The 23,438-nt window shown below is 61.7% G+C and carries 21 protein-coding genes, 1 pseudogene and 1 riboswitch; of the genes and pseudogenes, 12 read left to right on the top strand and 10 right to left on the bottom strand.

The features are described from left to right. Positions 1-21: 21 nt before the first annotated feature. The 4 genes from PCS43_RS09745 to PCS43_RS09730 are packed head-to-tail and all read right to left on the bottom strand — an operon-like array spanning position 22 to position 3,651. On the bottom strand, positions 22-792 hold the full coding sequence (locus PCS43_RS09745) for a (2Fe-2S)-binding protein (RefSeq protein ID WP_003940787.1): 771 nt from the start codon (positions 790-792) through the stop codon (positions 22-24). Then, the gene (locus PCS43_RS09740) at positions 789-1,586 is read right to left on the bottom strand and encodes an ABC transporter ATP-binding protein (protein ID WP_081305329.1); all 798 of its coding nucleotides are present in this window, start codon (positions 1,584-1,586) and stop codon (positions 789-791) included. The genes PCS43_RS09745 and PCS43_RS09740 overlap by 4 nt, the downstream gene beginning before the upstream one ends. A 32-nt stretch (positions 1,587-1,618) precedes the next feature. After that, positions 1,619-2,659, bottom strand: a complete 1,041-nt coding sequence (locus tag PCS43_RS09735) for a FecCD family ABC transporter permease (RefSeq protein WP_209908092.1) — start codon at positions 2,657-2,659, stop codon at positions 1,619-1,621. Then, a complete protein-coding gene (locus PCS43_RS09730) occupies positions 2,656-3,651 on the bottom strand; it encodes an ABC transporter substrate-binding protein (protein WP_042449828.1) in 996 nt (331 codons plus the stop codon). Before PCS43_RS09730 ends, PCS43_RS09735 begins: the two co-directional genes overlap by 4 nt. A 116-nt stretch (positions 3,652-3,767) precedes the next feature. Then, a riboswitch (cobalamin riboswitch) is annotated at positions 3,768-3,913 on the bottom strand. A 71-nt stretch (positions 3,914-3,984) separates the two neighbouring features. Between PCS43_RS09730 and PCS43_RS09725 the strand changes: the two genes are divergently transcribed. The 4 genes from PCS43_RS09725 to PCS43_RS09710 all read left to right on the top strand — a co-directional run bounded on the left by PCS43_RS09725 (position 3,985) and on the right by PCS43_RS09710 (position 9,092). Beyond that, entirely contained in the window at positions 3,985-6,105 is a 2,121-nt protein-coding gene (locus PCS43_RS09725) for an MMPL family transporter (protein ID WP_007727439.1), read from the top strand. A 67-nt stretch (positions 6,106-6,172) separates the two neighbouring features. Further along, entirely contained in the window at positions 6,173-6,640 is a 468-nt protein-coding gene (locus PCS43_RS09720; RefSeq protein ID WP_231915037.1) for a hypothetical protein, read from the top strand. A gap of 284 nt (positions 6,641-6,924) precedes the next feature. Next, on the top strand, positions 6,925-7,047 hold the full coding sequence (locus PCS43_RS09715) for a hypothetical protein (protein WP_003940840.1): 123 nt from the start codon (positions 6,925-6,927) through the stop codon (positions 7,045-7,047). A gap of 50 nt (positions 7,048-7,097) precedes the next feature. After that, positions 7,098-9,092, top strand: a complete 1,995-nt coding sequence (locus tag PCS43_RS09710; protein ID WP_208689687.1) for an SDR family oxidoreductase — start codon at positions 7,098-7,100, stop codon at positions 9,090-9,092. Positions 9,093-9,188: 96 nt separating this feature from the next. Here the strand turns inward: PCS43_RS09710 and PCS43_RS09705 are convergent, their stop codons facing one another. Both PCS43_RS09705 and PCS43_RS09700 read right to left on the bottom strand, forming a co-directional pair. Beyond that, complete coding sequence (locus tag PCS43_RS09705; protein WP_245361425.1) at positions 9,189-9,917, bottom strand: response regulator transcription factor; 729 nt, start codon at positions 9,915-9,917, stop codon at positions 9,189-9,191. Continuing rightward, complete coding sequence (locus tag PCS43_RS09700) at positions 9,914-11,083, bottom strand: sensor histidine kinase (protein WP_231915718.1); 1,170 nt, start codon at positions 11,081-11,083, stop codon at positions 9,914-9,916. Before PCS43_RS09700 ends, PCS43_RS09705 begins: the two co-directional genes overlap by 4 nt. A 301-nt stretch (positions 11,084-11,384) precedes the next feature. Between PCS43_RS09700 and PCS43_RS09695 the strand changes: the two genes are divergently transcribed. The 5 genes and pseudogenes from PCS43_RS09695 to PCS43_RS09675 all read left to right on the top strand — a co-directional run bounded on the left by PCS43_RS09695 (position 11,385) and on the right by PCS43_RS09675 (position 16,616). Further along, positions 11,385-12,470, top strand: coding sequence for a serine hydrolase domain-containing protein (locus PCS43_RS09695; RefSeq protein WP_230359678.1), 1,086 nt, complete (start codon positions 11,385-11,387; stop codon positions 12,468-12,470). A 183-nt stretch (positions 12,471-12,653) separates the two neighbouring features. Beyond that, positions 12,654-13,202: pseudogene (locus PCS43_RS33435) on the top strand (serine hydrolase); the annotation flags it as partial. Between the two features lie 71 nt (positions 13,203-13,273). Beyond that, positions 13,274-13,882 (top strand): serine hydrolase domain-containing protein, encoded by a 609-nt coding sequence (locus PCS43_RS09685; protein WP_245361423.1) that lies wholly within the window; start codon positions 13,274-13,276, stop codon positions 13,880-13,882. Between the two features lie 99 nt (positions 13,883-13,981). After that, on the top strand, positions 13,982-15,178 hold the full coding sequence (locus PCS43_RS09680) for a serine hydrolase domain-containing protein (protein ID WP_230359677.1): 1,197 nt from the start codon (positions 13,982-13,984) through the stop codon (positions 15,176-15,178). A 286-nt stretch (positions 15,179-15,464) separates the two neighbouring features. Then, positions 15,465-16,616: an MFS transporter gene (locus tag PCS43_RS09675; protein WP_270923025.1), complete on the top strand. Its 1,152-nt coding sequence runs from the start codon at positions 15,465-15,467 to the stop codon at positions 16,614-16,616. A 93-nt stretch (positions 16,617-16,709) separates the two neighbouring features. Here PCS43_RS09675 and PCS43_RS09670 read toward each other — a convergent pair whose 3' ends face one another. Together PCS43_RS09670 and PCS43_RS09665 are read right to left on the bottom strand one after the other, a co-directional pair. Next, on the bottom strand, positions 16,710-18,335 hold the full coding sequence (locus PCS43_RS09670; protein WP_007727452.1) for an N-acyl-D-amino-acid deacylase family protein: 1,626 nt from the start codon (positions 18,333-18,335) through the stop codon (positions 16,710-16,712). A gap of 153 nt (positions 18,336-18,488) precedes the next feature. Next, on the bottom strand, positions 18,489-19,478 hold the full coding sequence (locus PCS43_RS09665; protein WP_050656871.1) for a threonine ammonia-lyase: 990 nt from the start codon (positions 19,476-19,478) through the stop codon (positions 18,489-18,491). A gap of 81 nt (positions 19,479-19,559) precedes the next feature. Between PCS43_RS09665 and PCS43_RS09660 the strand changes: the two genes are divergently transcribed. Continuing rightward, positions 19,560-20,483, top strand: coding sequence for a LysR family transcriptional regulator (locus PCS43_RS09660; protein ID WP_209908085.1), 924 nt, complete (start codon positions 19,560-19,562; stop codon positions 20,481-20,483). Between the two features lie 2 nt (positions 20,484-20,485). Here the strand turns inward: PCS43_RS09660 and PCS43_RS09655 are convergent, their stop codons facing one another. Then, entirely contained in the window at positions 20,486-21,061 is a 576-nt protein-coding gene (locus PCS43_RS09655) for a TetR/AcrR family transcriptional regulator (protein ID WP_042449699.1), read from the bottom strand. A 76-nt stretch (positions 21,062-21,137) separates the two neighbouring features. Here PCS43_RS09655 and PCS43_RS09650 point away from each other — a divergent pair, with 76 nt between their 5' ends. Then, positions 21,138-21,752 carry an NAD(P)H-dependent oxidoreductase gene (locus tag PCS43_RS09650; RefSeq protein WP_003940783.1) on the top strand — a complete coding sequence of 205 codons (615 nt, stop codon included), beginning with the start codon at positions 21,138-21,140 and terminating at the stop codon, positions 21,750-21,752. Positions 21,753-21,765: 13 nt separating this feature from the next. Here PCS43_RS09650 and PCS43_RS09645 read toward each other — a convergent pair whose 3' ends face one another. Continuing rightward, complete coding sequence (locus PCS43_RS09645) at positions 21,766-22,347, bottom strand: GNAT family N-acetyltransferase (protein WP_209908083.1); 582 nt, start codon at positions 22,345-22,347, stop codon at positions 21,766-21,768. Between the two features lie 76 nt (positions 22,348-22,423). Between PCS43_RS09645 and PCS43_RS09640 the strand changes: the two genes are divergently transcribed. Then, complete coding sequence (locus PCS43_RS09640; RefSeq protein ID WP_209908081.1) at positions 22,424-23,407, top strand: hypothetical protein; 984 nt, start codon at positions 22,424-22,426, stop codon at positions 23,405-23,407. The last annotated feature ends 31 nt before the right edge of the window (positions 23,408-23,438 follow it).

The raw sequence follows: 23,438 nt of genomic DNA, 5'->3' as shown, positions 1-23,438 counted from the left end.
CCTGAATCCGTCCACCCACAGTCACACCAGAGCGGCCAAGGCGCGCACCCGATCTTCGGGTGCGCGCTTCGGGCAACTGGTGCATTTGCCTTCACCGGGTACCTCGTAGATCAGGCAGCACGACGCCCGCTGCGTGAATCTGCGTCGCCCGAATGCCACCGGCGTCAATGGATTACTTACGCGCACAGCAGATTCTCTGCGATCCACGTCCACGAAACGCGGGACCGGAATGCCCGGGTTCTCACCGCGGAGAACTTCGATCAGGCCAGCCGCAAATGCACTTCCGCGCTCCCGCGCATTACCGGCGGCATCGAGGCTGCGATTGGCGATGGAGTCCGTCGTGATCGCCCACAGCGCCTGCTGCCGAACGCCGGACACCTCGGCGAGTACCTCGATCACGGGATTGAGCGAGCGGAACATCGCGTGGCCCAACTCCGCCACACTCCGCGAGATCGGAATGACCGATCCGGCAGCAAAACCGCCCAGATAGCCGTTGTCACGCAAGAAGATCCGCCCACCGTCCAACGATGGATCAGCCGCGAATCCGGTGACCATCCCGGTTCCGATCGGAATGCCGGTCAGCGTCGAGCTGGCCGAGTACCACCACAACGTGCCGTTCACTCGACTGTCCGCACTCCCCCATCGCTCTGCCGTATCGGCGACACGTGCTGCCAACCACTGGGGGTCGGTCATCAACACCGCGGGCACCGTATCCGGATACGCGCTCAGGTTGTCGAAGAACGGCACAGCTACTGCCATACGGGCGTAGATCCCGGCCACCGATTCCGTCATGCCAGCCCCAATATCTCCATCCGCGGACGTACTCCGCGTTCGACTCGCGCCCTGATGCCGAAAACCTCGGCCAACAACGGCTCGTCCAACACCTCGACCGTAGACCCACACGCGCGGAGTTCACCTTCGGTGAGCACGGCAAGGTTGTCGCAGTACTCGACTGCCAACCGTAGATCGTGCATCGTGACCACAACTGCGAGCCCCGCCGACGCAAGTTCGGTAAGCAGTTCCATCACGATCAACTGGTGACGAAGATCGAGATGATTGGTCGGCTCGTCCAACAACAGAACCTTGGGCTCCTGAGCCAATGCGCGAGCTATCGAGACACGTTGCCGCTCACCACCCGACAGGGTCGATACGTCTCGTCCGGCAAGCTCGACCAAACCGACCTGCTCGATGCACCGGTCCACGATGGTGGTATCGCGCTCCGTGCTTCGGTCCAACCAGCTGCGGTGCGGAGTTCGTCCGAGCGCGATCGATTCACGAACCGAAAGTCCTGCCGAGACAGTGGGTTCTTGAACACTTGCCGAGACAGTTCGGGCGATGTCCTTACGCGAGAGCGTCGTCGAGTCGACTTGATCGATCAGAACTGCGCCACCTGTCGGCGTCAAAGCGTTGTAGCAGCAGCGCAGCGCCGTCGTCTTGCCACTGCCGTTCGGCCCGACCAAGCCCAATATTTCACCGGACTTGACTGCGAAAGTGATGCCGCGCAACACTTCGCGATTTCCGAGCCGCGCCCGGGTCTCGACGAGTTCGAGCAGGGGCGCAGTTTCGGAGTCTTTCGGGAGTGTCACTGTTCTGGCCTGTGTCACTGTTCTGGCCTGTGTCACTGTTCGAGCCTCCGATACTGCCGGTAGAGCATCCAGACGAAGATCGGTGCACCCACGAGGGCCGTGATCACTCCGACCGGAACTTCAGTGGATTGTGCCACCGAGCGCGCAGCGGTATCCGCGGCAACCATCGCGACGGCGCCCAGCAGGGCTGCAGCAGGGAGCAGTCGAATTGCTCTGGTGCCGACGATGAAGCCGGCCAGATGCGGGATCAGCAGACCGATGAAACCGATTCCACCGGCAACGCTGACTGCTGCGCCCGCCAGTACGGAGACCGCGAGCAAGGACAACACACGGAACCGTCGGACGTTCATACCGAGTGCAGCAGCCCCGTCGTCACCGGTCTGCAAAACGTCCATCCATCGCGAACTGAACAGAAGGGCTGTGCCGACGACGGCCAGTGTGATCGTCGGGAAGATCAGCGTCGACCATCGTGCATCACCGAATCCGCCGGCAATCCAGTGCATCACCGACGTCACGTGCCGATCATCGGCCAATACCAGGATGCAAAAGGTGATGAGCGCCGAGAATATCTGGGCGAGCGCGACACCCACCAAAATGATCGCGGTCGGCTGCGGATACCGGCCGCCGATCAGCAGTGCGAGAAACAACGGGATCATCGCCCCGACGAATGCTGCGACCGGAATCGTGAAAACCCCGAGGAGGCCGGCGCCGAAACCCAGCACCGACACGAGCACCACCATGAATCCCGCGCCCGACGAGACTCCGAGCAGATACGGGTCGGCAAGAGGATTCCGTGTGACAGCCTGAGCAACAGCACCCGACATCGCCAACGAAGCACCCACCACCGCGGCAGTGAGTGCACGTGGCAGGCGGGAGTCGATCACGATCGACTCCCGCGCCGCGGTCCACCACGTCTCGAAAGTCCCTGGCGCCAAACGGGCTCCGACTATCGCCCAGACGTCACCGACGGGAATGCGAACCGATCCCAAGGAGACGGCCAACCCCAGGACGATCGCCAAGGCGGCCGCCAAGCCGACAAGCAGGGCGCCGTACCCGTAACGCGTGCGGGTCACTTCGCCGCGTCAGCGCCTGAATGGAAGGCTGTTGCGATGGTCTGTGCCGAACGCACCAACCGTGAACTCTCGAACAGGTCAGCGAGAGGAACCACGACGAACCGGTTCTGCTGCACAGCAGGGGTGGTCGCCATCAACGGCTGGGCACGGAGGAAGTCGATCTTCTGCTCGGCTGTCTTGTCGCCGTAGTCGATGACCACGATCGCCTGGGGTGCACGCTCGGCAACAGCTTCCCACGATGCGTCGATGTAGGGCTTTGTCCCTTCGGCGAAGATGTTCGAGACGCCGGAGTATTCCGCGACCAATTGACCGACGCCGACTCCGCCGATGGTCGTCGGAACCTGGTCACCGCTGTCGTAGAAGAAGGTCGGTACCGGCGCCGCGTCTCCGACCGAAGCGCGGACGGAATCGAGACCATCGCTGATCTCCTCTGCGACCTCGCGGGCGGAATCTTCGACGCCCAGGACTCGACCGAGTTGCGTGTAGTCGTTCTCGAGCAATCCGATGTCGGGGAAACCGGTGCCACAGTATTCGGAGAACAAGAAGGTGTTGATTCCGCGCTCGCCGAAAGCGTCTCGGGAACGGCCCTGCTTCTCGTTGAAGGCACTGGTCATTCCTCCGACCACGAAGTCCGGATCGACGTCGAGGACCTGCTCCATGCTGGGGAACGTATCGGAAAGGCTGGGAATCTTGTTGAATACATCGGCGGTCTCGGCAGTTGGCGGGTTGTCGCTGTACGCCCGCCCGACAATCCGATCACCCGCGCCGATCTCGATGAGGGCTTCGGTGACGTGTCCGTTCAAAGACACGATGCGCTGCGGCGGCGAATCGAAGGTCATCTCGCGATCGCAGTTGGTCACGGACACCGGCTGTGCGAAGGATTCCGCAGCAGACGCCGACTCTGATTCCTGACCTTTGGAACAACCTGCCGAAACCAAGGCGACCGCGATGAGAACAGCGGCGGCGCGGGACGGGGAGAACTGAAGTGACACGGGGAACTCGTAAGGGCTCTGAGCCACGAATGAGAATCCGACAGACAACTCCGCCCGCACGCTGATCCTCGGCCAGAGCTCCTGCTGGACTTCCTTTTCGTAGACCACGACGAATGGATGTCGCACACCGCGCGGCGGGTAATCGGGCTTGCCGACACTCGGTGACTACCGAGAATCGACCTACCGTTGCGGGTCAGCGCCGGATTCGGACCGGCTTCCCCCACACGCGTGGCTTGCAAGTGCTTCGAGCAGTATGCATGACGTTTCCGATTCAAGACCAAACGCCCACTACAGTCGATCTGGCCAGACGCCCCCACACACCGGAGTTGATACATGACACGCTGGGCCCAAACCGTCGTCGCCCGGAAATGGTGGGTACTGAGCCTCGCGGTTCTGATAGTTCTCATCAGTGGGGTGTGGGGACTCGGAGTGTTCGGCAAGCTCAGCCAGGGCGGCTTCATAGATCCGGGCAGCGACTCCGCGAAGGTCGCCGACATCATCGAAGACAATCTCGGACCGCAGACCCCGGACATCATCGCGATCTACTCACCCACCGACGGTAAGACCCTCGACGACATCGGGCCGGCAGTAACGGCCGCCGTCGACCAGTTCAAAACGGAAGTGCCGACCGCGTCGGTGAAGTCGTATTGGGGAACAGACGCCGCGGCCAAGGCCAGCCTGCTCTCGAACGACGGATCCATGGCGGCCGTTGCGATCACGTTGGCACCGGACTCGGGCGTCACGCCCGCCACTTTCGCCGATCTCCTGCCGAAGCTCGAAGTCGAAGGTGCCGAGGCACAATTCGCGGGTAACACCGTCGTCGGCGTCGCATTCAACACCAAGCTCGAGAAGGACCTGGTGGTCGCCGAAGCCATCGCCATTCCGATCACTCTGGTGCTGTTGGTCTTTATCTTCGGCGGCATCGTCGCCGCTGCCGTGCCCGTGTTCGTGGGTGTACTCAGTGTCCTGAGCGCTTTGGCCGTTCTGCGAATCCTCACGCTGATCACCGATGTGTCCTCGTTCTCGATCAACGTCGCTTCTCTTCTCGGGTTGGGACTTGCCATCGACTACGGACTGTTCGTGGTCGGTCGGTTCCGTGAAGAACTGAATTCGGGCTCGGACCCGGGAGCGGCTGCTCAGCGGACAGTTCTGACGGCGGGTCGCACCGTCATGTTCTCGGGTCTACTGCTGATCTGTGCGTTCAGCGGCATGCTCGTATTCCCCCAGGCCGTCATCCGGTCTCTGGGCTTCGGCGCGATCGCCGCAGTATTGAGCGCGGCCGTCCTGTCGCTGACCGCTGTGCCTGCGCTGCTTGCCATTCTGGGGCATCGCATCAACGCCCTGACGTGGCGCAAGGATGCGGCGCAACGCGGCGAGGAACGCTCGCGCAAGTTCTGGGGCCGCGTCGTCACGTGGGTGATGAAGCGTCCGGTCGCAGTCTCGGTGACGATCGTGGCTGTGCTGCTCGTGATGGCCTCGCCGCTGCTCGGCGCCCGGCTGGGAGAACTCTCGTACACCGCACTACCGGACAACGACCCCGCTCGCGTCGCAATGGACACGTTGGTCAACGACTTCCCGCAAACCGGAAACGGCGCAACGATGATCCTTCAGGCCGAGGACGGGAACACTCTCACCCCGGCCGAAGGTGCAGCGATCGCCGAGTCCGCCGGTCGAGTCGAGGGCATCGGTCAGGCGACCGTCGTCGCGAGCACCAATCAACTCGTCGCGGTTCAGGCTCTCTACAGCGAGGGCTCTACACCCCAATCACAGAGCGCCGCAGTGACAGATCTGCGTGCGATCTCCGCTCCCGACGGAACGGTGCTGCTTGTCGGCGGCGGTCAAGCCATGGTCGACGACGGCAACAACGCCGTCCTGCACTGGCTACCGGTGATGATCCTCATCATGGTCGGATCCACCCTGATCCTGTTGTTCCTCGCGTTCGGTTCGGTGGTGCTGCCGATCAAGGCGGTTCTGATGGCAGCCCTGAGTCTCGCGACCACCTTCGGTGTCCTCACCTTCGTCTTCCAGGACGGACACGGCGTCGAACTCCTCGGGGTCAGTCAAACTCCGCTGGAGGCTACGTTTGTCGTGCTCATCCTGGCGGTGGTCTTCGGATTGTCCACGGACTACGAGGTTTTCCTGATGTCACGGATGGTCGAGGCCAAGAACGCGGGAGCGACGACAGAGGAAGCGGTCAAGTTCGGAACCGAGCGCACCGGCCGCATCGTGACGGCTGCCGCCTTACTCCTGATAGTGGTGACGGGGGCCTTCGCAATGTCAGGGCTGTCAGTGATGAAGTTCCTGGGCGTCGGCATGATCGTCGCGCTGATCGTCGACGCGACCATCATCCGCATGTTGCTCGTGCCCTCGCTCGTGAAGTTGATGGGCGAAGCGAACTGGTGGGCTCCTGTCTGGATGAAAAAGGTTCACGCGAAGGTCGGCATCGGCCACTGATCGCGACTGGATCATGTCGCTGAAGAGTGCCTGGGATCCTGCGGAGAGCCGTGTTTGACTAGGGGTCGTGGATGACTTACCTGAGAGTGTTGTGGTCGGCTCAGCAGTGTTTTCGCGTGTCGACTCGGACGATTCGTTGGCGTGCTGGACATCGATCATCGATGTCCAGGGGGTCGGTGACTCCAGGCCGGTGAGTCTGGTTATCGAGCCGGCCACCGTGCCGGAGTCTGCGGTGTGTGAGCTCGCTGCGACCGTGATGGCCCGGTTCGGTGAGTTTGCCGAAGTCGCCGCCGATTACCTGCGTCAACAGCTGCGTGGGCCACAGTTCGGCCTCCGCCACTCCGAACTCGTGGAGTTGGACGCCACGGAGTCACTGTTCGGCGAACCTGAGGCGGTGATCTGGGCTGACGGAACCTGGCTGCTGCGGTTCGCTGAGTCAAGGCTCGAGATGGCCGATCCTTTCGGGATCGGTGTTCTGTTCGAAGGAACGACCCCGTATGCGGTCGAGGACTTGTCGGGCGCTGAACCGGCCTAGGGTTTGCCGGCCTGGCCACTCCATCGCCTCGACGATGGTGCGCCGGTCTACTGGCGGACGGCGCATGGCCTTCACACCCTCGGAACAACGGCCGCCCACATCTCATCCGAAATCACGTCACGCGATGCAAGGACGAGCGCGCACCCCACTGCGCCCGAAACTCTTCAGCAACAGACCTAGTGGATTTCCCTGATCGGGCAGTCGTCCTCGAGGATGACTGCCCGATCGTCTAAATCGCTCCGCAGGGCGATGTTCTCCGAAGCTGATTTCGTCAGACTTGGAGCATGACAATTTTCGAATGGATCCTTGCAATCCCCGCTCTTGCGCTTGCCGTCGCGTTCTTGTTCTCCGGAATCATCTCCGCGGGCATCGACTTCGACGCCGAGGACGGGGTCATGACGCATTGATGTTCGTTTCCCTCTAGCCGCTGATCTTACTTTGGAGTAAGTTACCGACTATGGCCACATACATCGTCACTGGCGGTACCGGATTTCTCGGACGAGCTGCACTGCCACTCCTGCTCGAGCGTGATCAAACTGCTCAGATCCATGTGCTGGTCAGAGCCGGTTCTGTCGCCAAACTCGAAGAACAGGTGTCGGCAATTCCCGGCGGCGATCGCGTGCATCCGCTCATTGGAGATCTGACCGAGCCTGGGCTGGGCATCGATTCTCCCCCACCTGCCGACCACGTCCTTCACCTCGGCGCGATCTACGACATCACCGCCGGAGACGAGCAGGCTTCGACGAATGTCGAGGGCACACGCTCCGTGGTCGAACTTGCTGCGAAACTGGGAGCCACCCTTCATCACGTGTCATCGGTCGCAGTCGCAGGCGACTATCCGGGCACGTTCAGCGAGACCGATTTCGATTGCGGCCAAGGCTTTCCGACGCCCTACCACCGAACCAAGTTCGAGGCCGAGAAGCTCGTTCGAGAACGAGAAGGCCTCACCTGGCGTGTTTATCGGCCGTCTGCCGTGGTCGGCAACTCCGTCACCGGGGAGATGGACAAGATCGACGGTCCGTACTACTTGTTTCCAGGACTGGCGCTACTCGCGAAACTACCTGCAGCACTCCCCGTCCCGATCCCCAACCTCGGCGCAACCAATGTGGTGCCCGTCGATTACGTAGCCGCCGCCCTCGTCGAATTGATGCACGCGCCCGGCCACGACGGCGAAGCATTCCATCTCGTGAATCCGAAACCTCAACCGGTACGCGAAATCTATGCCGGACTCGCCAAGGCCGCCGGAGCACCCCGGCCCGCACTCAGCCTTCCGGGCGTGATCGCCAAACCCTTTGTCTCGCCCTTGCCGATGGACTCGGCAGAATCGGCACGGAAGGTCTTCCTCGATCGCATCGGCATGCCTGCAGCATTGCTCGACAACATGACGATGGCGCCGACCTTCACCTCGGAGAGAACCGTTGCCGCCCTGGCCGGATCGGGACTGGCGGTCCCCGAGTTCGGGTCGTACTCCACTGTGTTGTGGAAGTACTGGCGCGCAAACCTCGATCCCAATCGCGCACGACGTAACAGTCCCGAAGGACCGCTCGTGGGTCGGATCGTTCTGATCACCGGAGGCTCTTCCGGAATCGGCAAGGCATCGGCCATTGCCGCCGCTCAGAAGGGCGCCACCGTTCTCCTGATCGCACGCCGCACCGACGAACTCGATGCCGCAGTACAGGAGATTCGATCAGCCGGAGGCAAGGCGTTCGGTTACCCCTGCGACATCACCGACGACGAGTCGGTCCAGCACACGATCAAAAGCATTCTGACAGAACACGATCACGTAGACATGTTGGTAAACAACGCCGGCCGATCCATCCGGCGCGGCATTTACCACTCCACTGATCGTTTCCACGACTACGAACGAACGATGGCCGTGAACTACTTCGGCGCTGTGCGATTGGTGCTCGCCTTGTTACCGACCATGCGTTCTCGCCGCTTCGGCCACATCGTAAACATCAGCAGCGCGGGAGTCCAGGCGGCAACGCCTAGATTCTCGGCCTACGTGGCGAGCAAGGCCGCCCTCGACGGTTTCTCGGACGTAGCCGCCTCTGAAACCCTGGCGGACGGAATCACTTTCACGACCATCCACATGCCCCTGGTCGAAACACCGATGATCGCTCCGACCGGCGAATACAACAACGGCCCGATCACCAGCCCGGAAAAGGCTGCGGCAATGGTGATCCGCGCGCTGATCGACCGCCCCAAACGCATCGACGTACCACTCGGAACCCTGGGTGATCTGGGAACCCTGTTCGCACCGCACACCAAGGACCGAATTCTCAACCAGATGTACCAGGCCTTCCCCGATTCTCCGGCGGCAAAGGGTCAGGTAGACAAGGAAACTCCGGCAGACGCTCCGGCAACACCGACGCGACAGCACCACTCGCGCTCGCGCATCCGCAAACTCGGCCGTCGTGCCGCCCGACTCGTGCCCGGTACGCACTGGTGACCGGTGGTGTGACTTCGCCTCGGAGCGTTTCGGCAAGAGGAACGGATCTGTAGGTTCAGTCGGCGAATCCTCACCGGGTCACGCTGACAAAAGCAATCAACCGCCAGTTGCACAGGGTTCCATATCGGTGCCTGACCCCGGGACCACCAGACCAGACTCGTAGGCGATGACGACAGCGTGCGTCCGATTCTGAGCACCGAGCTTTGCCAGCACGTTCCCGACATGCGTTTTCACTGTCTCCAGGCTCACAACCAGAACCTGAGCAATATCCGAGTTGCACAGCCCGGTGGCCATCAACCGCAATACCTCTTCCTCCTTTGCTGTCAGCGCTGCATTCGGGAACGCCTCAGCGGAGACCAACGGGCGGGGCGTAACCATCCGGCGTAGCGCGGCAGGGAACAGGATCACTTCGCCCGCCGCCACCACACGTACTGCCGCTGCGATCTGCGGGACTGGGAGCCGCTTCAGCACGAAGCCACTCGCGCCCGCACTGAGTGCGGCCGTGACGTAGCCATCGTTTTCGAAAGTGGTGATTACCAAGACTTTCGGCGGTTCGGTGCACTCGGCCTGGAGGTGCCGAGTTGCCTCTATTCCGTTGCGCAGCGGCATCCGCACGTCCATCAGCACCACATCCGGACGAAGTTGCCGCGAAAGCTCCACTGCTTCGATACCGTCGGAAGCCTCGCCGACGACCACAATCCCGGGCTGAGCTGCGAGCAGCATACGCAGGCCGCTGCGGGTAACGTCGTCGTCATCCGCAATCAGCAGGGTGACTGGCATGCTTGCAGGTTCGGCGGCGTCCTCACTCCAATTGGCTTCGGTCATCGTGCCACCCGTACCGGCAACTGAACACTCAATCGCCAGCCCTGGGCTCCGTCCGGTCCAGCCTTGAACTCACCGTTCAAGAGTCGCACGCGCTCGGCCAAACCTGCCAGGCCGCGCCCTGATCTTCGAACTACGTCTGCCTTTCCCCCGGTCACTGCCCCGATGCTGTTGACCACTCTGAGCTCGACGCTCTCCGAGCCGACTGCCACCGTGATTTCGATCGGCCCGCTGTCCCCGTGCCGCAGAGCATTGGTCGTCCCCTCTTGCAGGATCCGGTACGCCGCGCGAGAGAGTGTCCCCTGGATCTGTGAAAGGTCACCCGACAGGTTCACCTCCACAACCGCCCCCGCATGCCGCAACCGATCAATTAACGCGGGCAAGTCCGACAGCGTCCGAGAAGGTACAGCCCCAGGCCTCTCCTCGCGAAGTACACCCAGTACGTAGTCCAGGTCCTCGAGCGCTGCCCGTGTCGACTCCTCGATGCTACGCATGGCGGCCCTCGCTGCGGCAGGATCGGAGGCAAGCACCTCGCCGGCCACCGCCGCCTGGATCGTGGCGGCGGTGAGCGTGTGTCCGATCGAGTCGTGCAACTCGTGAGCGACCCGATTACGTTCGGCCAGTTGCAGTTCACGTTCTTCCGCCAGCGCGAGCCGTTCAGCCGTGGACGGCCCCAACAGTCGTGGCGCCAGCCATCTCAGCAGTGTTGCCACCAGGACACAAATTCCTACCGCAAGCAGGAGGCAGCCGGCCGCCACGATCCAGGTCCATCCACCCGTCACGTCAACCGACGTATCGAACAGACTGATTCGCGCCGTGCCGCCGAGCCAGTTCCCCGGGAGCGAAATCCCCATGATGAAAAGGACGCTGGTCGCGAGCGCCGCCAGCCAACCCACCATGACATGCAGGACAATCCAGAGCGGGGCCCGCCAGCGATCAATCTCCGAGAGGTTAGGAGTACGGTGTCCGAGCGCTGGACTCGGCAGCGACACCTGCAGCAGTCGGCGGGCAGTAACGATGAGCGCGCGTCGCACAGGATGCACCAGGCCGAGTGCTCCTACCAAAGTCACCCATATGAGCAGGACCGAAAGCACCCGGACGAACTCGGGTGCGGATTGCCACGCGAGAGCAGGCAACATCGCAACCACCAGAAGTGGCAGGCTTGCCAACACACCACAAAAGGCGAAAAGTACAGCTGAGTATGTAGAGCCCCGCATCAGCGGTCGTAGTCCGGTGATCATGATTCGACAAGTATGACTGGGCCGCTCGGCGATGGCCTCCCCCGATCGAGGGAGATGGTTTTCCCGCGTCGGAGCGATGCGCGACCAATCCTCCAGCAGACAGGATCGTGTCCAGACCGATCAATCTCTCCAAGGAGTTCTACTGATGCGCCGCCACAGTCGACAGGGCCAACCTCCCTCACCCCAAAGACAAAGCCGGAAACGGCACCGCGCCCTCTGTTCCGTCGCAATGACTCTCAGCGTGGTCACCCTCGGTGCGTGCTCGTCGTCCGCCGATACCGTCGCTGCGCGGCACGATGCGGTTCAACACTCACTCGACGCACTGGTGAGCGAGGACGGACTACCCGCCGCCCTCGCAAGCATCCAAGACCGAAACGGCAACTCCCACAACTACACCGCAGGAGTCGGTGACCTGACCACCGGATCAGAGGTACCCCCCAACGGCCAGATACGAATCGGCAGCAACACCAAAACCTTCACCGCAGTAGTGGTCCTGCAACTGGTCGCCGAAGGAAAGATCGAACTCGACACCCCCATCGAGACCTACCTACCCGGACTCGTCCGCGGAGACGGGATCGACGGCCACAACATCACCATCCGCCAACTCCTCCAACACACCAGCGGACTCCCCAACTACAGCAACTACCTGGAAGACGAAGTCCGATACTACGACCCACGCGAACTTCTCGACATCGCGCTCGAACATCCTGCCGACTTCGCCCCCGGAACGAGTTGGAAGTACAGCAACACCAACTACGTCCTCGCTGGCCTACTCGTACAGAAGATCACTGAAAAACCCCTCGCCGAGGAGATGAACCGGCGAATCTTCGCGCCGATCGATCTGCAGCACACATACTTTCCTGAACCATACGACGAGAAGATCTCGGAACTTCACCCCCGCGGCTACTACCGGGAGTCATCGGACGCGCCTCCCGTCGACATCACAGAGATAGACCCCTCGTGGGGATGGGCCGCAGGGCAATTGATCTCCACCACCTCGGACCTCAACCAGTTTCTCCACGCACTCCTCGACGGACGACTGCTCCCCGCAGCCCAACTCGACCAGATGCGCACTACCGTCCCCGCGGAGGAAACCTTCGGACCCGATGCCCGCTACGGACTTGGATTGGTCAGCCGCCCGCTACCGTGTGGCGGCCTGTCCTGGAGCCACGGCGGCAGTTTCCCTGGATACGAGACACGCGGGGGCGCTACCGACGACGGACGCGAAGCGAACATCGCGGTCAGCATGCAAGTAGTCGACGACGCCACCCGGAGAAAACTCGAACACGCGGTGGATATCGCCCTTTGTCGCTGAGGCCTCCTGTCAATCACCAAAGGCCGCCTACTCCGAAATAGCTCGTGAAACCGACAGTATCGGCCGCGAGACGCCGGACTCCGAGGTGCAGCCGGCTACACCCCGTACGCTCCGGCACGCACCACCGAGAGACTGCACTTCGCACCATGGAGGACGCGTACGCACGTCAATACTGTTCTCTGCATGTGGAACTCACCACGAGATTCGACGAACAGGAGACCACAACCAATGACCACCCTTCGACGTCGCCCCCTGCTCACCGTGCTTCCGGCAGTCACCGCTGCAGCCCTCATATTGGGCGTGAGCGGATGTGGTGACACCACTGACTCCACTGATTCCACTCGGCAAAGCGACGCTGCCGTGCGACAGGCGCTCGACGGCGTCATCGAGCAGGGGATCCCCGGCGCACAACTCGTGATCTCCGACCCGTCGCGGGGCACTCGCATCATTCGTGCAGGAATGGGAAACACCGCCACCGGCGAGCCTATCCCCGATGATGCGCGGGTCCGAATCGGCAGCAACACAAAGGCCTTCGTCTCGACCGTCGTCATGCAACTCGTCGACGACGGACTGCTCGACCTCGATATGAGCATCGAGCACTACCTGCCCGGAACGGTCGTAGGCAACGGGAACGACGGCAACCGAGTCACCATTCGAGATCTCTTGCAGCACACCAGTGGACTGACGGACTACCTCGCCGCCGGCGGAGCACGGCCGGAAGACATCAAGCCCGGCCAGCTGCTGGTGGGGACAAGCGCACAACCACCGGAGCACTCTCCCCCACTGAACTGGTCGATATCGCGATGTCTCTTCCACCCGGCCCGGCAGCCAAAGACAAGGCTGTCTATTCGAACACGAACTACATTCTGCTCGGGATGCTCATCGAGAAGGTCACAGGACGCCCTGCCGCGCAGGAGATCACCACCCGCATAATCGATCCGCTCGGACTGATGGACACCTATTTTCCCGCCTCCCGCGAGACACAGATCCGCGGTTCTCATGCACAGGGCTATCACCCGATTGACGGCATTCAGGTCGATGTCACCGATGGCGACGTGTCGTGGGCCGACACCGCAGGTGCGATGGTCGCAACGGGCGCCGACCTCAACACTTTCTTCACGGCTTTGCTACGCGGCGATCTCGTCTCGAATGACAGGCTCGCCGAGATGAAACACACCGTGCCGTTCGACAGGAGCCCGCAGGACAGCTACGGACTCGGACTAGTCCGCGTGAACAGCTCCTGCGGGAAGGAGATCTGGGGTCACGGCGGCGGAATTCCCGGCTTCGGCACCTCGGGCGGAGTCGATACCACAGGACGCGCTGTGACTCTCACCCTCAATCACATCCCGATGAGCGAGGACGCCTTCGTAGCAGCACAGCGAGTTGTCGACGCAGCGATGTGCGAGAAGTGAAGGAAACATGTTCGTGCACGACTTCGCACGCAACATCGAACAACAATTCTTCCCGAGCGAACGATGTCCCGAACCTACCAATCCTCAGGAGTTCTACTGATGCGTAACAATATTCGAAAGGGCTTCCCTTCCTCAGATCGCCGGCAGGACCGCAAACGGCACCGGACCTTTTCGGTCGTTGCCGCGGCGGCCCTCGGTGCCATGACGCTGGCGTCCTGCTCGCCGTCATCCGCCCTCAGTCCCGATACCGTCGGTTCTTCCTCCACCGAGTCCGACGCGGTTCAACGCTCCCTCGACGCACTGGTGAGCGAGGACGGACTACCCGCCGCCCTCGCAAGCATCCAAGACCGAAACGGCAACTCCCACAACTACACCGCAGGAGTCGGTGACCTGACCACCGGATCAGAGGTACCCCCCAACGGCCAGATACGAATCGGCAGCAACACCAAAACCTTCACCGCAGTAGTGGTCCTGCAACTGGTCGCCGAAGGAAAGATCGAACTCGACACCCCCATCGAGACCTACCTACCCGGACTCGTCCGCGGAGACGGGATCGACGGCCACAACATCACCATCCGCCAACTCCTCCAACACACCAGCGGACTCCCCGATTACGGAATACACGTCAATGACGAAGAGATCAGATACCGCTACGCCGACCCCCACGATTTGCTCGACGTCGCGTTCCAACACCCCGCCGACGCACCGCCCGGAACGAGTTGGGGGTACAGCAACACCAACTACATTCTGGCCGGCCTACTCGTACAGAAGGTTACCGGCCGCCCCCTCGCCGAGGAGATGAATCGACGTATCTTCGCGCCGATCGGCCTGCGCGACACCTACTTCCCATCCCCGGGAGACATGACCATCCGGGGTCCCCATCCCAAGGGATACCACCGCACCGCACCAGACAGCCCACTGAGTGACGTCACAGAGATGGACCCATCGTGGGGATGGGCCGCAGGGCAGCTGATCTCCACCACCTCGGACCTCAACCAGTTCCTCTACGCGCTACTCGACGGACGACTGCTCCCCGCAGCCGAACTCGACCAGATGCGTACCACCGTCCACGTCGGCGGGCCCACCGGACTCGAGTACGGCCTCGGCCTCACCAGCAGGACTCTCTCGTGCGGCGGGGTCTACTGGGGCCATGGCGGCGACATAGTCGGTTACGAGACCCGCGGCGGCATCACCGACAACGGGCGCGCCGTAAACCTTGCGGTGACTGCTCTTCCCACGACTGCGTCCGCCACGCAACACGTCGTAGACACCGTGGACAGAGCTTTGTGCAGTTAAAGCTCTGGTGACATCGTCACCCGGAATCTCACCCGAGTGACGCTGCACCGCCCGACGAAACATTCGGTCGGTTATTGGCCGAACGGACCAATGCGGCCTACGTGTCCGCTGCCACACTTCATCAGTCCATGCGGCACAACGCAATTCAGGAGGCATGATGAAGTCGGAACGCGCCACAGTTGAGGAACCCTCGCATAGCGGCGGCAAGTCGATACAAAACATATTGGACAACAAGTCAATTCGTCGAACAACGACTATGACTGTTGGGCTGCTCAGTACGATCTGGATGATCGACATGATAGATCGCGTGATGATCGGGCTTGCACTGCCGATGATCGGAGACGAATTCTCCCTCAGTAATACGCAATTGGGCGGAGTCGTGTCGATCTTCGCCATCTTTTACATGCTCGGGCAGGTCCCCGGCGGCATGCTGGCCGACCGATTCGGACCCCGGCCACTGTTGATCGTTGCGTTGATCCTGTGGTCGGTGTTCACCGCACTGACAGGATTCGCCTGGGGACTCGTCTCGCTGATGGTCATGCGTGCGATGTTCGGGCTCAGCCAGGGTCTCTTCCCAGCAGCGTCGTTCAAAGCTCTGGCTGAGCGAACCCGTCCGAAAACTCGCGCCACGGCCATGGGCTTCATGATCGGTGCAAACAACCTGGGCCCCGGCATCGCACCATTGATCATCGCCCCAGTTCTCATGGCCGTCGGTTGGCGGGACGCATTTTGTCTGGTGGCCATAGTCGGCGCCGTGATCGGCACAGTCGTCTGGTTGGTGCTCCCGGCGCCGTTGGACACAGAGATCACGGAAGATCCGGAGGCCGCACTGCAACCGCTCGCCAGTGAACACTCACGCGCCGCGGTATTCAAGTCCGTTTCGGTCTGGAAGTTCGCACTTCTGTTCTGCCTGGCTAACATGGCCGGATATGGGCTGTTGACCTGGGTGCCGAGCTACCTCCTCAACGAAAAGGGGCTCTCGCTGATCGATACGGGAATCTTCGCGGCGATCCCGTTCATCGTCACGGCATTGGCCATCGTCGTCGGTGGACGTCTGGTGGACAAGTACTTTCACGACAGCGCGCGCATTCTGCTCGTTCCGTGCATGGCCACCTCCGCCATTCTGCTGTTCTTGATGACTACCACCGATACCGTCGCGATGTTCACGTTCTATCAAACCCTCGCGATGGGCGTCAGCGGACTGTGCTCGATGTCGATCTTCGCCCTCCCGTTGCGGGCATTGCCTGCCGAATTCCTCGGTTCCGGAATGGGTTTGATCAACGGTTGTGGACAGCTCGCCGGTTTCATCACCCCCCTCGTGATGGGATGGATGGTGGACCAGTTCTCGTACATGGCCGCGTTCGGAGTCCTGGTCGGCGCGACGGCTGCGGCGGCTCTGGTGGCCATGATCGTTCCGCAAACCCCGGCGAAATTCTGAGGGCTCTCACGTGGTCCGGCGAAGTGGCCGCTGAAGGGTCGTTCCCGGCAGTGGCCGCTTCGCCGATCCGGAGCTGACCCCGGTGCCAGCTCGTCACCTCACTGCATCGAACCCGTTGCGCGAGCGCCGAAGTGCGCGCCCTGCAAGCATCCCCGTCGGCACCCCGTCCGACAGTGCCGGTTGCCCATTGACCACAACGTGCCGCATTCCGGTCGCATACACTCTTGGGTTGTCGTATGTCGCGAGATCCTCTACCTGCGAGGGGTCAAAGATCGCCAGATCGGCGTATCCCCCTGGCGCAATGTAGCCCCGCTTCGCCAAACCGAAGTTTTCAGCAGGAAGGCTGGTCATTCGGCGAACGCATTCCTCGACTGATTGCCCGCCAATGCCGCGGGTGTAGCGGCTCAGAATACGGGCGAAAGTTCCGAATGAACGGGGGTGGACGGGTTGCCCCGCGAAAAGGGTCTCCGTGCTTTGAGCATCGGCATCGGAACCAACCGAAACCCAGGGACGCTCGAAGGCAGTTCGCGTGTTGTCCTCCGACGCAATGAAATAGGCAGCCTCGGCTGTGGGGAGAGCGTCGAGAACAGCCAGTATGGTGTCTACCGGGTCGTGATGCCCCATCCTCCGAGCAATAGATCCCAGAGCTTCCCCCGCTCGGATCCCGAGTGCCGGTACCTCGGACAAGATCGTCACCCCATCGGCGCCTCCGGACGCAGCGTAGAGATTCTCCCAGTCCTCGTCCTCACGATGGATCCTCTCGCGGATCTGCTCTCGGACACCGGTCGAGTTCAGGTGCGTGCGCCCGGCCGTCGTGTCACGACACCGAAACTCCGGTGGCAACGCGGCACTGAGCAGCGTGTTCCCCGCCTCGTACGGATATACGTCCGCGGTGATTCGCACACCGTCCTCGCGAGCCGACTCAACCAATTGCAAGGCCTCGGACATTTTGTGCCAGTGCGACTTACCAGCAACCTTGAGGTGGTAGATCTCCCCGCGCGCTCCTGTCGTTCGAGCGATATCGACCAGTTCCTCGATGCTTTCGAGAAACCTCTGCCCTTCGCTTCGGAGATGGCAGATATGGACGGCATCGTGTCTGGCGAGCACCTGCGAAAATGCTCGCAACTCGCCGGAATCCGCATAGCTTCCGGGTGGATAGATCAGAGCCGAACCCACTCCGAGAGCTCCATTTTCAAGCTCCTCGTCGAGCAGGGCACACGCTTCGGCCAGCTCTTGTTCACTCAACAGGCGATTGTCCACACCCGCAACCACCATGCGCAGATTCGCCGCGCCGACGAAGCTCGCCACGTTGAAACCGACGCCGTTCGTCTCCAAGGATTCGAGAAAATCATGCAACCTCGGCCAATGTGATTGCACCCCAGTTGGAATCGCGCCCAATCCGAGCATCGCCGGAGTCATCGAACCCGTGACCGGTCCGAGAGACACGCCTTCACCGAAGACCTGGGTTGTGACCCCCTGATACAAGTCCGACAATCCTCGTGGGTCTTGCTGCAGCGTGAGGTAACTATGGCTGAGCACATTCACAAAACCGGGAGCCACCATGCAACCGCGAGCATCGATGTCGATCGCCCCCGGCACAGCACCGATCGTTCCGACTTCCACGATCGTGTCACCGGAGATCGCAACATCCGCTTTCCTGGGCGGGCTCCCTCTACCATCGAGCACAGTCCCGTCCCGAACGACGATTGTCGGCAGCATCACGTCTCCTCCACGGTGGCCTTGCTGTCGCGAGATGCGACCCTGTTCACTTTGCTGAATCGTGGAAGCGAAATCTTGTTCCAGACACACATACGCGATGCAAAATTGGTGCCGCCCTACCAAACTGGCCCATGGTTCCGATCATGCCATCGGTCAGCCGACGACCCTGCGGATCTCATTCTCGGAGGCATTGGCGCCCGTGCAGACAACAGCAACGCGCTTGCCAGCGAAGGTGTTCGGATGCGCATAGACCGCAGCAAGTGCGGCCGCACCGGCGCCTTCGCTCAAAGTGTGAGCGTCGTAGAGCAACGCCCGCTGCGCGAGGGTGATGTCATCGTCCGTGACGAGCAGGAATCCCCCGAGGCGTTCACGCAAGACACGTTGAGTGAGTGCGAACCCCGCACCGGTCGCAAGCCCTTCGACACGGGTGGTGTTCGGGCGCTCGACGCACGTGCCGGAACTCCACGAGTCATGTGCGGCTCGTGCGGCCTCAGACTGCACTGCGAACACCTCGAGGTGCGGTGCAAGCGCACTGGCGACGAGACACGCCGCCGCCGCACCGCTGCCGCCACCGACTGGGACCACCACCGCGTCCAGATCAGGTTGTTGTTCGAGGAGTTCGACGTAGGCCGTTGCAACACCGGCGAGGATTGCCGGCTCATTGGCGGCGCTCACGAGACGCAGGCCGTCACGTTCGCTGATGAAATCGGCATGAGCACGTGCCTCGTCGAAGTTCACACCGTGCTCGATGAGCTCGGCTCCGAGCATGCGGACAGCGTGAGCCTTGACTGGATTCGCCCCAACCGGCATGACGATCACACACCGCACGCCCGCACCCGCCGCGGCATACGCCAAGGATTGAGCATGGTTTCCGGTCGAGTAGCCGACAATCCCCCGCGCCCGCGTCGCCTCATCCAGTCCTGCCACCAGGTTCAGTCCGCCGCGAACCTTGAACGCACCCGTGGGGTGCACGTTCTCGTGTTTGACGAACAATTGGCTGCACGAGCCCGCACCCAAGGTCGGGTGCGATATCAGGGGCGTGACCGGTAGATGCCGACGGACGACCTGACTGGCACGCTCGATGTCTGCCCATACGGGTGGATGTAGCTGGTTTGATGCCGTGAGATCAGATGCCGGTGCCATGTGATTCACCCTGCCAAACACCGATTCATAGATCCAATACGTGTTTTCGTCCAAAGCATCGAAATCTTCTATGATTTTGGCATGCTCGATCCAATTCGACTGAGGGTCCTGGTCGCTGTTGCACAGGAAGGGTCGGTGACAGCCGCCGCCGATTCTCTCGGTTACGCGCAGCCCTCCATCAGTCACCACCTTCGACAGCTCGAATCGGAAGTCGGGGTTCCACTGTTCCAGCGAGCGGGTCGTGGACTGCGCCTGACGGACGCCGGCGCAGTGCTGGTTCGGCGAGCCACCGAGATCCTCGGCCACGTCGACGCAGCGGTAGCCGAAGTCCAGACGTACGCAGGACTGAGGGCCGGGCGGGTACGACTGGCCGCATTCCCGTCAGCCCTGGCGAGTTTGATTCCGCAGGCGATGGCAGCGTTCACGTCCCAGTACCCCGATGTGTCCATCAGCCTCGTTGATGCAGAACCACCCAAAGCACTTGCACTGCTCCGTAACAACGATGTCGACGTAGCTGTTGTCTTCGCGCACGAGGACACCCCTGAAGTCGGGCTCAAGCATGTCGCGCAGACGGCTTTACTGGAAGATCCGTTGTACCTGATCACCTCTGCGCGGAATGCAGATGCCGCCAACGAGATCACGGACTACGCCGGTGAGACCTGGATTGCCGGTTGCCCGAGCTGCCGAGCCCACCTCCTCACCGCTTGCAATCGAGCTGGATTCATTCCGCGGATCGAGTTCGAGACCGACGACTACGTCGCCGTCCAAGCCCTGGTCGCCTCCGGAAGCGGGGTAAGCACCCTTCCGGCCCTCGCCCTCCAGACACATCAGAACCCGAGTATCCGCGCACACCGCATTCCCGGCGAGCGACGCACTGTCTCCGTCGCAACCTACGGCAAACCTCCATTTGCTCCCGCGATCGACGCGTTCGTCAGAACTCTGACAGCGATATCCGAATCCATGCGTGAGCGCGTCGAATTGGATGGGCACCAAGATAACCGGTGACCTCAGGTCCGGCCGACCACCGCGACTATCAGTGCGGCAAGTTCGCTTCGAGCATCGTCGGGCGAGAGCGCTCCCGCTACCGCCGCATGCGAGAGTGCCTCTGCAGCACCGAATATTGCGGTCATCGAAGGTTGCGCAAGTCCTCCGCCCGCACCAAAGGGAGTCAGCACCTCCCGACATCGTTCGGAATAGGCGTGTTCCGATTCACGCTTGACCCGCTCCAGCTCGGGCGAACCCTCAAGCGCTGCAAGCACACCCGTCAGTTCACGCCCCTGCGCCAGCGAACATCCGACGTAGGAGTCGGCGATGGCATTCGCGCGTCCGTTCAGAGACTCATCCGCGGCATCGAGATACTCCTCGAGCATCACCGTCTGACGATCGTCGAATTCCTTGAAGAGCGCTGCCAACAACGCGGCGCGAGAGGCGAAATGGCTGTATACAACTGGCTTTGCAACGCCGGCACGTTCAGCCAACCGACCAAGGGTCAGCGCGTCCGCACCCTCCTCTCGCACCAATGCCCACGACACCTCCACGAGTTGTTCGTACCTGCCGGCTCGCGACAGTCTCGTACGTGCCATCGGACACCTCCTTGCGCTATATACCAATAGTAACCTACTCTTAGTACATAAGCGCACCATCTACCGAAGGACGCTCATGACCACACTCGTCGTAGTCTCCCACCCCGATCCCCAGTCACTTACCCAGCATGTCGCCCGTTCTACCGCCGACGCGATCCGCGACCTGGGCGGCGACGTCGACTTCGCGGACCTACATGCCGAGAATTTCGATCCCCGATTTGCCGAAGCCGATGTGAACCTGTTCCGCGGCAAAGGGACTCCCCCGGCCGACGTTGTAGCCGAGCAGGACCGAATCGATCGTGCAGACGATCTGATTCTCGTGTTTCCGATGTACTGGTGGTCGATGCCCGCACTACTCAAAGGTTGGATCGATCGAGTCTTCGTCAGCGGATGGGCGTACGAATTCACCCCGGGAAGCGAATTCGTGAAGAAACTGGACCGACTCACCGTCCACCTGATTCCAGTCGCAGGTGACGACGCCGAGAGTTTCGACCGACACGGCGTGTACGAGGCCTTCCGGACACAGATCGAACGCGGAATCATCGAATATTGCGGTGCCACACTGGGATCGACAACCTTCGTTCACGAGTCGGACACGAAGAGCCGAGACGTCCTCGCCGCAGAAATCCACGACCTCAGCGAAAGCATCGCGTCCCGTGTCGCCTACCCTGCGACCGCGACTTCCCGTTGACGGTCAAAAACGGTCAACTGGCGCTTGACCGGCCCGTGGCCGCCCAGTAGCGAAGCGTGTCTCCCGAATGGCCGAGGTTGCGCGACAACTGATCAGCTGGGCGCACGCTATCGAGAAGTCCCCCGCACGCTTCGATTGCCCTACGCGAACCCGCGTTGGTCTCGTCGCACGTAATCAGGACGCCACTGAGCCCCACCGGGTCGCCGGCATACGTGAGCACTTCCCGCAGAGCAGCCGACGCTATCCCTTTCCGCCGTTCCGACGGCCGAATCCCGTAGCCGATATGACCACCAAGATCAGCCAAGAACTCATTCAAGCTGTGCCGCAACTGGATAGCACCGAGATACCTGCCGTCTCGAATGATCCACCAGTTGGTTGCCGGGACAATGTCGGGACCCGGTAACGCCTCGGGCTGCGCCAACAACTCCTGAACCCACTGCCCGAATCCATCGCGGGAGGCAAGGTCGAGATCCAGACGTTGCGCAACTCCCAACGCCGAACCGGGCTGATCCGCCTGCGGTCCACCCCACTCGTCACGCGACTCCAACCAGGACACCCACAAGGCCTCGTCAGGCGCAACCAAATCGACTGTCATAGCAGCGATGCTACGTCGCACCCGCAATGGTCGAGACTTCGCCTCAATCCATCGCAAAAGCACATAGTGTCGATGTATGAGTGGACGATTCACAGCTGGGGTCTTTATCATCGTCGTCAGTGTCGTCGCCGTTGCGTTGGTTTGGACCGGCGTTCGAGACTATGAATCTTTCACTCCACCGGTCGCGACGGCGGTCGATCGGGCAGACTGCCTCGCCCCTGATATCACCGCCGCGCTCGTAGCCCCCGAGGCACGCGACAGCAGCATCGCACTTCGCCCCGAGGGAAGTGGTTACCCGCCTCCTGATTTCAGCCCCGTTGCCGTTGTTCGATGCGAACGCGGAGAAACGTCCGACGGTGGGTTGACCATCGACTCCATACGCCTCGAGGGGGACATCCACGCGGTGGACGATGCATTCCGCGAACAGTCTCGTCGATTTCCTGCCAACGTCCGGGCCGACTGCGCGTACCGTCTCGTCCCGCCAGCCGGTTTGTGGCTGGTAGACGAAGCAGGAGCAGCCATACGCCCTACCTGGCCGACCGCGCCCTGCGGACTGCAAGAGAAACCACACGCAGCCCTGAGCCAACTACATGAGATCAGCCGCGCGCAGCATCCGGTCGACGGCATCTCCTCCGATGACGCCGGAACCTGCGCGGAGTCGATCGGACAACCGTTCGCGACGACCACTGAAGCTGACATGAGTCGCATGGCAGAACACGAAGACACTCACGCGCGCCCACTGACGGAAACAGCTTTGGCTACACCGATTTCCGACGTCGGCAGACTACTGGTGTGCCGCTATTCCACCGAACCGCCGCTGCCCGAGTCCCGAATCCGCTTGTCACGCCAGCAGAGTACTGATCTGATGGAGGTTGCATCCACCGCGCCACCTGCAGGCCCATGCGATCTCGTCGCCCATCACATCGCTTCGATCGACGTACTTCGTCCCGACGGATCGGGCGGCACGCGGATGGCAGTCGAACTCGACGGATGCCAACGCGTAAACCTCCTCGGACAACGTCAATTACCGCCCGCAGTCATTGCGCTCCTGTTGCAGTAGCGATGACCCACACCCGAGTTCATCGAGACTG

The sequence above is a fragment of the Rhodococcus sp. C-2 genome, assembly GCF_027854095.1.
GTDB classification, from domain to species: domain Bacteria; phylum Actinomycetota; class Actinomycetes; order Mycobacteriales; family Mycobacteriaceae; genus Rhodococcus_F; species Rhodococcus_F qingshengii.
This window is presented reverse-complemented; position numbering and strand designations above follow the sequence as displayed.